Source organism: Niastella koreensis GR20-10 (genome assembly GCF_000246855.1).
In the GTDB taxonomy this organism is placed as follows: domain Bacteria; phylum Bacteroidota; class Bacteroidia; order Chitinophagales; family Chitinophagaceae; genus Niastella; species Niastella koreensis.
In genome coordinates, this window is sequence record NC_016609.1 from 5,454,840 (window position 1) to 5,468,227 (window position 13,388).

At 44.6% G+C, this 13,388-nt stretch carries 9 protein-coding genes; 3 read left to right on the top strand and 6 right to left on the bottom strand.

Going from position 1 to position 13,388, the window contains the following annotated elements; genetic code table 11:
• Position 1: 1 nt before the first annotated feature.
• The 3 genes from NIAKO_RS21395 to NIAKO_RS21405 all read right to left on the bottom strand — a co-directional run bounded on the left by NIAKO_RS21395 (position 2) and on the right by NIAKO_RS21405 (position 4,857).
• Positions 2–1,807, bottom strand: coding sequence for a DUF4139 domain-containing protein (locus tag NIAKO_RS21395; protein WP_207622457.1), 1,806 nt, complete (start codon positions 1,805–1,807; stop codon positions 2–4).
• 284 nt (positions 1,808–2,091) lie between these two features.
• Positions 2,092–3,747: an alpha-glucan family phosphorylase gene (gene glgP / locus NIAKO_RS21400; RefSeq protein ID WP_014220536.1), complete on the bottom strand. Its 1,656-nt coding sequence runs from the start codon at positions 3,745–3,747 to the stop codon at positions 2,092–2,094.
• 156 nt (positions 3,748–3,903) lie between these two features.
• On the bottom strand, positions 3,904–4,857 hold the full coding sequence (locus tag NIAKO_RS21405) for a hypothetical protein (RefSeq protein WP_133055364.1): 954 nt from the start codon (positions 4,855–4,857) through the stop codon (positions 3,904–3,906).
• A 300-nt stretch (positions 4,858–5,157) separates the two neighbouring features.
• Between NIAKO_RS21405 and NIAKO_RS21410 the strand changes: the two genes are divergently transcribed.
• Both NIAKO_RS21410 and NIAKO_RS21415 read left to right on the top strand, forming a co-directional pair.
• On the top strand, positions 5,158–5,823 hold the full coding sequence (locus tag NIAKO_RS21410; protein ID WP_014220538.1) for a metal-dependent transcriptional regulator: 666 nt from the start codon (positions 5,158–5,160) through the stop codon (positions 5,821–5,823).
• Positions 5,813–7,702 (top strand): Nramp family divalent metal transporter, encoded by a 1,890-nt coding sequence (locus tag NIAKO_RS21415; protein WP_014220539.1) that lies wholly within the window; start codon positions 5,813–5,815, stop codon positions 7,700–7,702. The genes NIAKO_RS21410 and NIAKO_RS21415 overlap by 11 nt, the downstream gene beginning before the upstream one ends.
• Positions 7,703–7,873: 171 nt before the next feature.
• On the opposite strand, the gene NIAKO_RS21420 is transcribed toward NIAKO_RS21415, so the two are convergent.
• Positions 7,874–8,485, bottom strand: coding sequence for a Crp/Fnr family transcriptional regulator (locus NIAKO_RS21420; RefSeq protein ID WP_014220540.1), 612 nt, complete (start codon positions 8,483–8,485; stop codon positions 7,874–7,876).
• Between the two features lie 9 nt (positions 8,486–8,494).
• The gene (locus tag NIAKO_RS21425; protein ID WP_014220541.1) at positions 8,495–9,094 is read right to left on the bottom strand and encodes a Crp/Fnr family transcriptional regulator; all 600 of its coding nucleotides are present in this window, start codon (positions 9,092–9,094) and stop codon (positions 8,495–8,497) included.
• Positions 9,095–9,287: 193 nt separating this feature from the next.
• Here NIAKO_RS21425 and NIAKO_RS21430 point away from each other — a divergent pair, with 193 nt between their 5' ends.
• A complete protein-coding gene (locus NIAKO_RS21430; RefSeq protein ID WP_014220542.1) occupies positions 9,288–10,523 on the top strand; it encodes an isocitrate dehydrogenase (NADP(+)) in 1,236 nt (411 codons plus the stop codon).
• Between the two features lie 898 nt (positions 10,524–11,421).
• Here NIAKO_RS21430 and NIAKO_RS21435 read toward each other — a convergent pair.
• On the bottom strand, positions 11,422–13,329 hold the full coding sequence (locus NIAKO_RS21435; RefSeq protein ID WP_014220545.1) for a beta-N-acetylhexosaminidase: 1,908 nt from the start codon (positions 13,327–13,329) through the stop codon (positions 11,422–11,424).
• Positions 13,330–13,388 lie beyond the last annotated feature (59 nt).

Sequence of the window (13,388 nt, forward strand, 5' to 3'; positions counted from 1 at the left end):
CCTACAGATTAAGCGACTTGTCTTTTGGATACTTCACACTATAACTTACCCGGTATTTCTTTATTTCGCCCGGCGCCAGTTGTGGTTTCCAGGTTAAAATACCCGTTTCTTCATTTACCGCAGCCCCATCGGATTGTAACAGTTCTACTTCAATATCTTTATTGGTCGATAATGGATATTGGTCCCGCAACTCCATTTGAACGGCTTCTTTCTTGTTGTTCCGTACCGTTATTTCGTAGGTAAAGGTTTGCTTTTTGTTAGCACCTAAAAATTTCACGCTGCTGAAATCAGTCAGCTTTTCACGGGTGATCACTACCCTTTTATCTCTACCCAAAGTAAGATTCAGGGTATCCTGCACAGAATTGGCATCAATGGAGGTTTTGCCAATATAAGTTCCCTCAAAAATAATATTGGCCTCACCCGGCAACAGGTTCAACGCTTCCCAGTCAACTATTTCACCAACCAGGTAAGCGTCTTTATCCAGGCGGGGAACGCTATAATATTTGTAATGCGCGGGCACTTTGAAATCTTTCAGGTTTACATTCTGTTCTTTTCCATTCGAAGGCACATCGTAAGGCATATCTATATCAAACACCACGTTCAGTTCATTGTCTTTAATGTTTACATAATCGCCCATTTCCTTCAGCGTTACCACTACTGCCCCACCCGAAGCCTGGCTGCCATAAATAGCAGCTGCCTGGCCGGCATTCAACACTTCCTTATTTTTAATGGCCCGCTTTTCAATCTTGTTATATTCAGCTTTGCTAATGATTGATCCATTTACTACATATACCGGTTCCGCCTGTTGTTTTTTTTCATCTTCATAATCATCTTTAGACTTTCCATAACCAACCACTACCACTTCGGACATAGAGGCAGCAACAGGTGCAGACAACCCAGATACTCTTCCTGATAAAGCATTTTCAATCGCATTGGAAGTAAAAGCAAGAAACCATGATTTAATCTCAGGTGCATTGTTATGTTGTGCAGGAACCGAAGTCGACAAAGACAGCTTCACCTGTTGCCAGTCGATACCAGTAGACTGCGTTAATTTGGCTTTATAAGCCAATGCAACAGGCTTATTGATATTCTCAACTTTCAGATCATAAGAAGGGTTCCAGCCCGCAGCAGGCGTTACATACGATATAGTGAAGTCGTATTGGCCAGCCAGGGGGCAATACAACTGCAACGATAACCTGCCGATGGTTTTATTATTTTTCTGTTCTTCTTCTTTTATCTGTTTGGTTATTCTGGCAACCGACCCCAACAGTTTCGTTTCTTTATCTGTGTACCGGCTGATCTCACTTTGCAATTCCAGGGTCTTCGTCCGGTAATAATCCATCATTTTCGTGAGCTCAATAACACTCAACCCTGTTTGTTCACCGCGTATTTCTTTATTCGCTTTTAAAAGATCCAATAACTCTTTATCTGTTTTCAATACTACCTGAACCTTGATTATTTCATCATTCACAGTTTCCAGGGAATCTTCGAGCCTTTTAACAATGGGCAATTTTTGTTCGGAGCGCAAAAAGTTGGTGGAGAACTCAACCGATAGTATGGTCACATTGCCGTTGTTGCCTATTTGCAGACTGTTAATATCAAGGCGGTTGCTGATATCGTCGATTATCAGTTCATTATTTCCCTGGCTCAACGTGGCTTTGGCGCTGTGCGTTAACTCGGCGCCCACCCGGTACACCATGGCCGATTTCAATACTGAAGGAACAATATTCTTATCGCCATTGGCCAGTGCCGTACCCACCAGCGACAATGTTATCAAAATGAGGAGCATGCCTTTCATATATTTCATATTTAAGTTGAAATTTTATGATGGATGCACGTTTCATTTAAATTACATAAATGCGTTGAAAAGCTGACCAGTTAACCAGGAAGAAGGGTTGATAGTGTTGATAACGTTGATATAGGTTGACGGGTTAACAAGTTGACAGGTTAACAGGTTGAATTTTATCGCGAGGCTGTATTGCTCCCCCTGAAGGCCGCGTCACGGTTTGCGGTTTGCCGTTTGCCGATTCACGAAAAAAGACCACCTGAAAAACAGATGGTCCTTACAATAATATAATGACGTTTTAAACCCTACTTATACAACAACTCATAGTATTCATTCGCCATTCTGCCCGAATCGAACTGGAAGCGCACATCGCGCATGCCGTTCTTGGCTATCTGGCGCCAGGTATCGTAGCGCTCGTAGTACATAGGAAGAATATCATGCTCAAGCATGTCATAAATTTTATCCAGATCGTACTGGTCCTGCTCCTGCACATTCATTTTGGCGTAATCGGCTTTAGGCACTACAAACCCATTATGGCCCTGATCAATAAACTCGGGGATCCAGCCATCATCGGTACTGAAGTTGATGGCGCCGTTCATGGCAGCCGTCATACCACTGGTGCCCGATGCTTCGCGGGGAACGCGGGGGTTATTCAACCAGGCATCAGCTGCCTGTTTCAATCTTTTTGATAACCCGAGTTCATAACCGATCAGCACGGCTACGTTTTTATATGCTTTGCTCAGGTTCACCAGGTAATTGAAATCATTGATAGCGGGGTAATCCATTGGGTAAGGTTTACCAGCCCAAATGATCTGCACCGGGTGTTTGGTATTGCTTAATAATTTTTCAAAACGGGCTTTATCGCGGGTAATCAATTCTGCACGTTTGTAACCGGCAAAACGGCGCGCCCATACAATGGTAAATACATTCGGGTTGAACAGCTTACCGGTTTGATCGGCCACAATTTCAAACGACCGGCGTTTAAGGTACTTCTTGCGATCGTCCCACCAGCTGTCATTGCCTTCTTCCGCAGCACGGTATAATTGTTTATCGGCCCAGTAACGCCAGTTTTGTGCATTGGTAATGGAAATGATCGGGCAAATGTTTTCATATTTGCCCCACATGGCTCTTGAAACTTCGCCATGTAATTTTGAAACGCCATTGGCCAGGTGCGCAAAACGCAACGCTACCAGTGAGTGGTTGAACAGATCGTCCTGTATACCTGTGAGCTTGCGCACTTCCTCAAGACTGAGCCCGCAGAAGTAACTCATTTTATGACACAGGTTAATATCGTGCTTTTCATTACCTGCTTCCTCGGGTGTATGTGTGGTGAACACCATACGCTTCTTCACTTCATCAACCTTATTGCCAAATTTCTTGTACAGGTAAAATGCTGATGATACTCCGTGCGCTTCATTCAGGTGATACAACTCGGGGTTGAACCCTATTTCATCCATCAGCTTGGCGCCGCCCACACCCAGTAAAATAAACTGGGCAACTTTGGTGGCCACATTGGCATCGTATAAACGATGGGTAATGGTTTGTGAAATATGATCGTTCTCCGGCAAATCGGTGCTCAGCAAAAACAGCGGCGCTGTTTTAAATGTTTCCGGGTTCAGATAATAAGCTTTCACCCATACCAAAGCATCGTGGATGGTAATCTGAAACTTGATACCGGTATCTTCCAGGAAATGATAATATTTCTCCAGCCAGGTAACCTGCAAGGTATGGTCCTGGTTACGGGCCTGATCATAATAACCATATTTCCACAAGATGCCAATGCCCACCATGTTCTGCTGCAACTCATACGCACTGCGCAAATGCGAACCAGATAAAAAGCCCAATCCGCCGCTGTATATTTTCAATGGTTGATGCACGGCATACTCCATTGAAAAATAAGCCACTCGCTTGCTGTATTTCCCTTCAATAGGGTAAGGAACTGTAAAATTGGTAAAACTCATATACACTGTTCATTTTAACTTTCAGGTACTAAATCCGGGCGAATATAACGCAAATTCCAAAATCGTATTTTGTAGAAATACTTAAGTTATATGATACAGCTACCTTCTACCTGTTACTAATGAGTGTTAGTACGTACTCAGTTAGCAGCCCTGTTGTTATTTTTTAGCTTTGGGTTTCGCTGCTTTTTTCTTAGCATAGCTTCCATTGAAAAAGCATTGGATGTCCCGGAACGTTCCACAACGCCCGTTCTCTTTCATGGTTACCTTGCTTCCGGTAAAGGTAAACTCCAGCGAACACGGATTATCACTTTTAACAAATTGTGCAACCGTAGGCGAAATAAAACGCGCGGCACCCTTCAATTCACCATTGCATTTGCCATCGTTCTTTTCAAAATGTACAAAGAATACCATTTCCGATGGGTTCTTTCCATCGCGGATAGAAATGAAATTTTTCGCATCTTCAACATAGTCACCGGAATATTTATGGGTGGCCGCCATTGTATCTATGGGGTTCACAACATCCTCAATAATATCTTCATTTGGTTCAGTTACAATAAGGGTAAAATTATCCCCGTTCCGGTCATAGAAGTAAATATTCCTTTTAAAAACAATGTCGTCGGCGGTCTTTTTTGTTTCGCGATAGGTAGTTATCTGAAACTTGGAATCGAGCATACCATAGGCAGAAGTATATCTTTCAAAACCGGTTTTCAGCAAAGGCATGGCCTTTAAGAATTTGTTATCATTGTTAAAACAGGCCAGGTAAGCTATTCTTTTGTTCCCGGCCGTTACCTCGGTGAACAGGTAATTTTCTTTTTCCTTTTCTTTTGCCCGGCCCAATGCATAGAATTTAGGCGATGCATTCTTGCCAAAATCCTTCTTCCAAACGCTGTCGGGTATATACTTGCTTAAGGTATTTAAATCAAGCGCTAATGTCGTATTTGGCTTTCTTGCCAACATGGTATCGGCAATAATATGCGGCAGGGGAACTTCAGGGTAAAAGGCAACAAAATCGGCAGCTGTTGTTATTTCACCAGCTTTTATAGTTGCTTTCTTGTCTTTGCAGGCAAACAATATTACTATCAAACCCAAACATATAAAGTACTTCTTCATAAATAATCCAGGAGCTGTTAATGGATAAAAATAAGCATTCATCACCATTTCAAAAAAAGGGCCCCTCCCGGCCTCCCCCGTTCCCCCTCCGGTGGAGGGGGTGTCAGAAACCTCGCGACTGATTGCTTCGGTTTTTGATTGCAAGAGTTGGGTGTCCCCAAACTCCTTCCGCCAGTTGGCGGAGAGGTTGGGAGGGGGCCGGGGGGCTAAACGTGTTAAATCAACATGCATTGCTTGGAAGTACCCCTTTTATTTTTTAGATTTGTCTAAAATTTATTTTAGGTAAGCAATAAAAGCAGTATGGGCCCAAAATATTCGAGCAGCAGAGAAAATTACCTGAAAGCTATTTTTCACCTGCAGGAAATACATGGCACGGTTACCACCAACCATGTTGCCGGTGAATTGCAAACCCGCCCTGCTTCAGTTACGGATATGTTGAAGAAACTGAAAGCGCAGAAATTATTATTGTATGAGAAATATAAGGGCTTTAAACTGAATACCGAAGGGCGTAAAGTAGCCCTGCAGATCATTCGTAAACACCGGTTGTGGGAATACTTCCTGGTGGAAAAACTGCATTTTCGCTGGGATGAGGTGCATGAAATTGCGGAGGAACTGGAACACATCAGCAGCAAAAAGCTGATTGACCGGCTCGATGAATTTTTAGGTTTCCCTAAAACTGATCCGCATGGCGATCCCATCCCCGACAGCCAGGGCCGCTGGACACTCACCCACCAGGTTGATCTGCTGAACCTGCCCATAAACCAGGTTGCCGAAGTAAGCGGCATTGGCGATCAGAGTGCTGAAATGCTGGAGCTGTTAAACCATAAGCACATTGCCATGGGCACCCGGCTGGAAGTAAAGAAAAAGTTTGCCTTTGATAATTCTTTGGAGATAAAGATCAAAAATCAATCCGAAACCATTAGTGAACACGTAGCAAAAAACGTATTTGTGAAATATGATGACTAGAATTAAGGGGGAAGCCTCGTTAAGTGATGTACACGAAAGCGTTGATGTATCCCGGAAAAAAATTGGCTGGAAAAAGGCGCTTGCATTTTTTGGCCCCGCTTACCTCGTTAGTGTAGGATATATGGATCCCGGCAACTGGGCAACCGACCTGGCCGGCGGCAGCCAGTTTGGCTACTCGCTCCTTTGGGTGTTGTTAATGAGTAACCTGATGGCGTTGTTACTGCAAGGCCTCTCCGCCCGCCTGGGTATTGTGCGTGGGCGCGACCTGGCGCAGGCTAACCGCGAAGCGTACGCCCGTCCCGTAAACTTAATGCTGTATGTGCTGGCTGAAATTGCCATTGCCGCCTGCGACCTGGCCGAAGTGCTGGGAATGGCCATTGGGATACAATTGCTCACCGGCCTGCCATTGATCTGGGGGGTAGCAATAACGGTGTTCGATACCATTTTACTGTTGTTATTACAAAAGCTGGGCATTCGCAAAATGGAAGCCTTTATAATCGGGCTGATCGCCATCATTGGATTATCGTTCCTTGTGGAGATCCTTATTGCCAGTCCCGCGCCTGCAGCAATAGCAACGGGTTTCATTCCCCGTTTTGTGAATGATAATGCCCTGTACATTGCTATTGGCATCATCGGCGCCACGGTAATGCCGCATAATTTATACCTGCATTCCGCCCTGGTGCAAACCCGTAAGATCAACAGAACAAGAGAAGGCATTAAGCAGGCGTTAAAATTCAACTTTATTGATTCAACCATTGCCCTCAACCTCGCCTTCCTGGTAAATGCAGCCATTTTGATTTTGGCCGCCAAAGTATTTTTTGAAGTAGGCTACACCAATGTGGCTGAAATAAAAGATGCGCACCGGTTGCTGGATGAATTGCTGGGCAAGAACAACAAATTAGCCCCCATCTTATTTGCACTGGCGCTCATCGCGGCCGGACAAAGCTCAACAGTAACCGGAACACTGGCGGGGCAGATAGTAATGGAAGGCTACCTGCGCCTGCGCATCAACCCGTGGATGCGGCGGTTGCTCACCCGGTTATTGGCTATTATTCCTGCTATACTGGTAATTGCCATTGCGGGTGAACATGAGGTGGACAGCCTGCTGGTGCTAAGCCAGGTTATTTTAAGTATGCAGCTGGGTTTTGCCATTATTCCGCTGATCCATTTTGTAAGCGATAAAAAAACAATGGGCGAATTTGCCATCAAACCCTATGTACAGTTTGTTGCCTGGGTAGTGACCGCAATCCTGGTATACCTGAACATTCGCATGGTGCTTAACGAAGCCGGTAAAGTGTTTTCGCAATCAGGTAACCTTGGCTGGGAAATATTGATCATTGTGGGCGGGGCGGCATTTCTCGGTTTGCTGGGGTACATTATCTTCCATCCCATCATTAATAAAAGAGCAAAGGAAACCTCTATTACCATACACCCGCACCTGGAAGGATTACAACAATTGACCATTCCCGCTTATAAAAAGATTGCAGTAGCGCTGGATTTTGGTAAACACGACAATACCTTACTGGCGCATGCCATTGGGCAGGGCCAGGGCAATGCAGAATACCTGCTGATACACGTGGTGGAAAGCGCCTCGGCACGTTTGCTGGGCAAGGAAAGCGATGATTACGAAACGCAGCACGATGAAGCCCGTTTACAATTGTATGTACAACAATTACACGAACAGGGGTTAACCGCCACCTGTCAGTTGGGTTTCCGGCACCGCTCCGAAGAAATAATACGCATCATCAACGAAGCCCAGGCCGATATGTTAGTCATTGGCGCGCACAGGCATAGCGGGTTGAAAGATTGGTTGTATGGGGAAACGATAAACTCTGTTAGACATGAGTTGAAGATTCCGATACTGGTAGTTAACTTATAAGTTCAGAGTTCAGGGTTCCGAGTTCCGAGTTCAGAGTTCCGAGTTCAGAGTTCCTAGTTCAGGGTTCCGAGTTCAGAGTTCAGAGTTCCGAGTTCAGAGTTCCGAGTTCAGAGTTTCGAGTTCAGAGTTCCGAGTTTAAGAAACCTGGAACTTGGAACCTGGAACTCGGAACTATTTCTTCTGTAGCAACAGATGCTTCAACCTACTAAAAGTTTCCGGCTTAATATTAAGGTAACTGGCTAAAACTTTCTGCGGAACTCTTTGTAACATATGCGGGTGATTATTCATATAATCTATAAAGCGATCGCGGGTGGAGGTAAGTAACTGATCAAAATAGCGGGCGTCTTTTTTAATGAACATTTCCATGATGATGATGCGGCCCAGGTTTTCCGCTTCGGGAAATTTATTCATGGCCTCGTTCATACGATCGTGGTGGATAGATACCAGCACGGTAGGCTCCAGGGTTTGAATAACCACTTCAGAAGGCACCCGGTGGTGGAAAGATATTTCAGATTGGATAAAATGCCCTTCGGTGGCCAGTTGCAGGGTTACTTCGCCCCTGATGGAAGAAGGGATATATTTGCGAACGAGGCCCTTTATTACCACATTCAGGTAGTCCTCCATTTCGCCCTGGTTTACCAGTTTTCTTTTTTTATCAAATTGGCGGATCTCCAGATAAGGTATCAATTGTTCCATCCCTTCGCGGCTCACACTTGAAAACCGCTGCAGGTATCCCAGTAGCAGTTCATAACATTCCCGGGCAACAATGTTTTTATCCCCCATAAATTTTTATCATTTAAGATAAGGAGCATCTGATTTTTTACTTCTCAGCAAATGCTTAAGCCGGCTGAACGTTTCCGGTTTTATGTTCAGGTAAGATGCCAGGTATTTTTGGGGCACCCGTTGAAACAATTCCGGGTTTTCATTCATAAAACGCAAAAATCGCTCTTTTGTGCTATACCGGATGCGTTCCAGTTCCCACATTTCTTTCTGCAAAAACAGCTCGGTAATGATCAGGCGGCTCAAACGTTCCAATTTAGGGTAGCGGCTGTATAATTGTTCGGCCCTGTCGTGGGCAAGGGAGTAAAAAGTGGTAGGTTCTATGGTCTCAATTACATAGGTGCTCGGCATTCCGGAAAAGTACGATACGGAAGAAGAGATGAGCTCTCCTTCTTTCGCTATCTGGGTTATTATCTCTTCTTTACCTTTTAGAAAAAATTTTCGGGCTAACCCCTTTATTACGAAGTATAAATACTTCTCAGATTCCCCAATGTCAGTTAGCCGAACTTTTTTATCAACCTGTCTTACTTCAATCGAATTGATAAGGGCCTCCAGTTCTTCTGCCGGAAGATCGATAAACTGGTCTATATACTTTTGTAATATAGCAACCATACTGCAAGTTAGAATTTATCAACAATTATTAGTTTGGTTTAACCGGGAGCCTCATTTTATTAAGTACAACTATGTACGGGCCGATGGAAAAACATCATACCTGTACGCTGTTTGGGAGCTAAAAAGCCTTTTGCCCATTTGGCCATTCTGCTGTAGGTTTGCACCCTTATTTGAAGGCAAAAAAAAAGCATCTATGGCACAAAAAATCAATGTACAGAATCCTGTTGTAGAACTGGATGGCGATGAAATGACACGCATTATCTGGAAGTTCATCAAGGACAAACTCATCCTTCCCTACGTAAACGTCGATATTAAATACTTCGACCTGGGTGTTGAATACCGCGACAAAACCAATGACCAGGTTACTATTGATGCCGCCAATGCTATCAAACAGTATGGCGTAGGGATCAAATGTGCTACTATCACCCCCGACGAGGCCCGCGTAAAAGAGTTCTCCCTGAAACAAATGTGGAAGAGCCCCAATGGTACCATCCGTAATATCCTGGACGGTACAGTTTTCCGTGAGCCCATCGTAATCAACAATATCCCCCGCCTGGTTACCAACTGGACTGCCCCTATTATCGTTGGCCGTCACGCTTTTGGTGATCAATATCGCGCTACTGATACTGTTATCAAAGGAAAAGGCAAATTAACCATGACCTTTACTCCTGAAGGCGGTGGCGAACCACAAACTTTTGAAGTATTCAATTTCAAAGGTGATGGCGTTGCCATGACCATGTACAATACCGATGAAAGCATCGCGGGTTTTGCCCGTAGCTGCTTTAACATGGCCCTCGCAAAAAAATGGCCTTTGTACCTGAGCACCAAAAATACCATCCTGAAAAAGTACGATGGCCGTTTCAAAGATATTTTTGAAGAGATCTTCAACAACGAATTTAAACAAGCCTTCGATGCTGCAGGTATCGTGTACGAGCACCGCCTCATCGATGACATGGTTGCCAGCGCCCTTAAATGGAATGGCAATTTTGTATGGGCCTGCAAAAACTACGATGGCGACGTACAAAGCGATACAGTTGCACAAGGCTTTGGTTCTCTGGGTTTAATGACGTCTGTATTAATTACTCCTGATGGTAAAACCATGGAAGCGGAAGCTGCTCACGGCACCGTAACCCGTCACTATCGCGACCACCAGAAAGGCAAACCAACCAGCACCAACCCCATCGCATCTATCTTTGCATGGACAAGAGGTTTGGCTTTCCGCGGTAAACTGGACGGCAACCAGGCCCTTATCGACTTCTGCAACACATTAGAGTCTACTTGTATAGAAACAGTTGAAAGTGGTAAAATGACTAAAGATCTGGCCGTTTGTATTCATGGAAATAAGGTAGAACATGGAAAAGATTTCCTGTATACCGAAGAATTTCTGGATGCAATAGACACCAACCTGAAAAAGAAAATGAGTCTGTAATACACATCAGATCAACATAATAAACAGGTTATACATTAATAAAAAGCGTTCCATTTTACCTGGAACGCTTTTTATTTTGCCCCCAAAATCCACGCTCATGGTTTTTGGGGATTTTTTTTTTCGCCCAAAAAAGAAGGCCCTCCCGAACAGACGGGAAGACCTTTTGTGATGATAATACCCCTTAACTTACCTATTTTAATCAGTTCCGAGTTCCAAGTTCAGAGTTCTTTGTTGCCGCGCCCTCGTTGCCTTGATGCCTTGTTCCCTCGTTGCCTAGACTACATCAATTATGCCCGGCGCCCCTCATTACCGTAGAATTACTGTTAACAAAACCATAAAGGTCTCCTCCCATGGCTGGAACCGGGAGAAGACCAGTAATGATTGATTAAACCCTAAACTATGTACAGAAAAGATGCAGGAACCACTTGTTTGCTTAGCGGTTAATCATCACCTTGTTATACAGGGTCGATGATCTATTTTAATTGACAGGCCACGCAATAAATCCGTTGCGCCCTCAGTTTAGTAAGAGTGTTAAAGATTCAATAATGTATGTGAAAACATCGAAGCATGCGGGAGAAGCGGTGTGATTTTTTCTTAAGTTACACCTTGAATGCCAATGTAAAAGGTAGTCAAAAACACGGGCTTAAACATTACGGTAAAAAATATTTTGCCAATAGTTTTAAAAGCCCGAACGTTAAAGACGGAATGTGAAAAATACTATTCCAGTATAAAAATTTTCTTGCCAGGGGAACGCCTATGTACACGTGAAGGATTAAACAAAAGTACGGCCGGCGTTCCTATTTTATTTTCAAAAAGAAGGCCCGATCGCATCGCGAGCGGGCCTTCTTCATTATCGAATTATCGAATTATCACATTAGCAAATTATCACATTAGCTAATTATTTCTTCTTGTCAGCCCTGGCTTTGAGGGTCGCTACCGGCATAGTTATCATGCGGCCGATAGGGTTTTTACCTCTGTAAGTTATTACCCGCATGGTGCTTGCATCTTTAGGCACCAGCACCGGCTGGGTGTATTTGGGGTAGAACCGGTCGGGGAATGAATTATCAAAACTGTAATAAATATCCAGTCCTTCTATTTCGGTGCTCAGGTCTACTTTCAGCAAATCGCCCTCCTTGCTCACATCAAAAATAGGATCATACATACTGGGCGCGTATTTGATCTCGGCTTCATCAAAACGGCCAAAATGATCTTCAACCCGGCGTATAAAGTCGTTCCAGTTCTTTTTGTCGGCGGGCGTCCAAACACACTCAGCCACCGCAAAAGCGCGGGGCCAGGTCATATATTGCGCATGACGCATATTGTAGACCTGTTCTGTCCACAGGTTGGCCTGTCCACCCTTAATGTATTTCGGATCCGCGCCTTCAGGAACCGGCTCAAAAGCATAGCTGCTTTTTAACCGTACGGTTTTATACACGGGAGGCTCAATGGCGCCATCGCCCTGCATCAGGTCGATGTAAACATTATTATTAGGGCTCATCACTACATCATGCTGCATTTTGGCTGCTTCTGCCCCACCCGAAGAACCACGCCAGCTCATTACAGCTGCATTGGGGGCCAGACCGCCTTCCAGGATCTCATCCCAGCCAATCAGTTTTTTTCCTTTCGATTCAATGATCTTTTCTACCCGTTTTACAAAATAGCTTTGCACCTCATGCATGTCTTTCAACCCCTCTTTTTGCATCAGTTGTTTTATGGCGTCGCTTTTCTCCCAGAAGTTCTTGGCGCACTCATCACCACCCATATGAATGTATTCAAAGGGGAACAGCTGCGCGATTTCGCCAAACACTTTATCCAGCAATTCATATACTTTATCATTGGCGGGGCACAGGGTATTATCAACCAGGGCAGAAAAAGTACCATCGCCCCACTGCATAAATTTTTCGCCGGCGCTAACGTGGTAAGTTCCCGGTGTACACGACAATTCAGGATAGCTGGCTACCGCAGCCATGCTGTGACCGGGCACGTCTACTTCGGGCAAAATATTCACAAATCGGTCAGCCGCATATTTTATCAGCTCCTTAATATCATCCTGCGTATAAAACCCGCCATAGGTGCGCGGCTCATTTTCTGCCGGTGGTGTTAACGTGCCGAATGTACCGGTTCTGTCTACGCGCCAGGCGCCCACCTCGGTTAATTTAGGCAGCGATTTTATTTCAATGCGCCAGCCCTGGTCGTCGGTAAGGTGCAGGTGCAATAAGTTGTATTTATACTTCACCATATCATCTATATACTCTTTCACCTGTTCTTTGGTAAAGAAGTGACGCACCACATCAAACATCAAACCGCGCCAGGCAAAACGCGGGTAATCCATAATATGTACCCCGGGAATAACCCAGTTGGTTTTCTTTACCACTGTTTTGCTTTCAATTTCTTTGGGCAGCAGCTGAACTAAAGTTTGCATCCCATAAAACAACCCGGCCGGGTCGTTGGCAGAAACCCGCACCCCGGCGGCTGTTACGTCAATCGTATAACCTTCTTTTCCTATATTTTTATCGGCCGTGTGGTTCAGAGTAAAACTGATTATATTGCTTTTAACTGCCGGCGCCGCCTGCGCCATCGTAAAACCGGAGGCCTTTTTTACCTGGCTGCTAAAATAACCGGCAACACGTTGCACATCGGCATTTTTAGCATCCGCCACTATTTTGGTTTGATTATTAAGCACAAAACGGGCGGTCTTTTTTTCAAGGGAAACCGGCTGCGGAATAATGGAGATGTCTGAAGTGGTTTGAGATACGGCTACAGCAACCATCCAGAAACTGGCAAATAACAAGCTGAGTGATTTCATTTTAGGCATTTAATTATAGATGACTATTTTTAAAATTAAGGGAATTTCGCCGCTCCCTT

What these genes read in the sequence shown, in the direction of transcription:
- NIAKO_RS21415 (WP_014220539.1), top strand. Translation starts at nt 5,813, where the DNA reads ATGATGACTAGAATTAAGGGGGAAGCCTCGTTAAGTGATGTACACGAA.
- NIAKO_RS21425 (WP_014220541.1), bottom strand. Translation starts at nt 9,094, where the DNA reads ATGGTTGCTATATTACAAAAGTATATAGACCAGTTTATCGATCTTCCG.
- NIAKO_RS21435 (WP_014220545.1), bottom strand. Translation starts at nt 13,329, where the DNA reads ATGAAATCACTCAGCTTGTTATTTGCCAGTTTCTGGATGGTTGCTGTA.
- NIAKO_RS21420 (WP_014220540.1), bottom strand. Translation starts at nt 8,485, where the DNA reads ATGGGGGATAAAAACATTGTTGCCCGGGAATGTTATGAACTGCTACTG.
- NIAKO_RS21430 (WP_014220542.1), top strand. Translation starts at nt 9,288, where the DNA reads ATGGCACAAAAAATCAATGTACAGAATCCTGTTGTAGAACTGGATGGC.
- NIAKO_RS21410 (WP_014220538.1), top strand. Translation starts at nt 5,158, where the DNA reads ATGGGCCCAAAATATTCGAGCAGCAGAGAAAATTACCTGAAAGCTATT.
- glgP (WP_014220536.1), bottom strand. Translation starts at nt 3,747, where the DNA reads ATGAGTTTTACCAATTTTACAGTTCCTTACCCTATTGAAGGGAAATAC.
- NIAKO_RS21395 (WP_207622457.1), bottom strand. Translation starts at nt 1,807, where the DNA reads ATGAAATATATGAAAGGCATGCTCCTCATTTTGATAACATTGTCGCTG.
- NIAKO_RS21405 (WP_133055364.1), bottom strand. Translation starts at nt 4,857, where the DNA reads ATGAAGAAGTACTTTATATGTTTGGGTTTGATAGTAATATTGTTTGCC.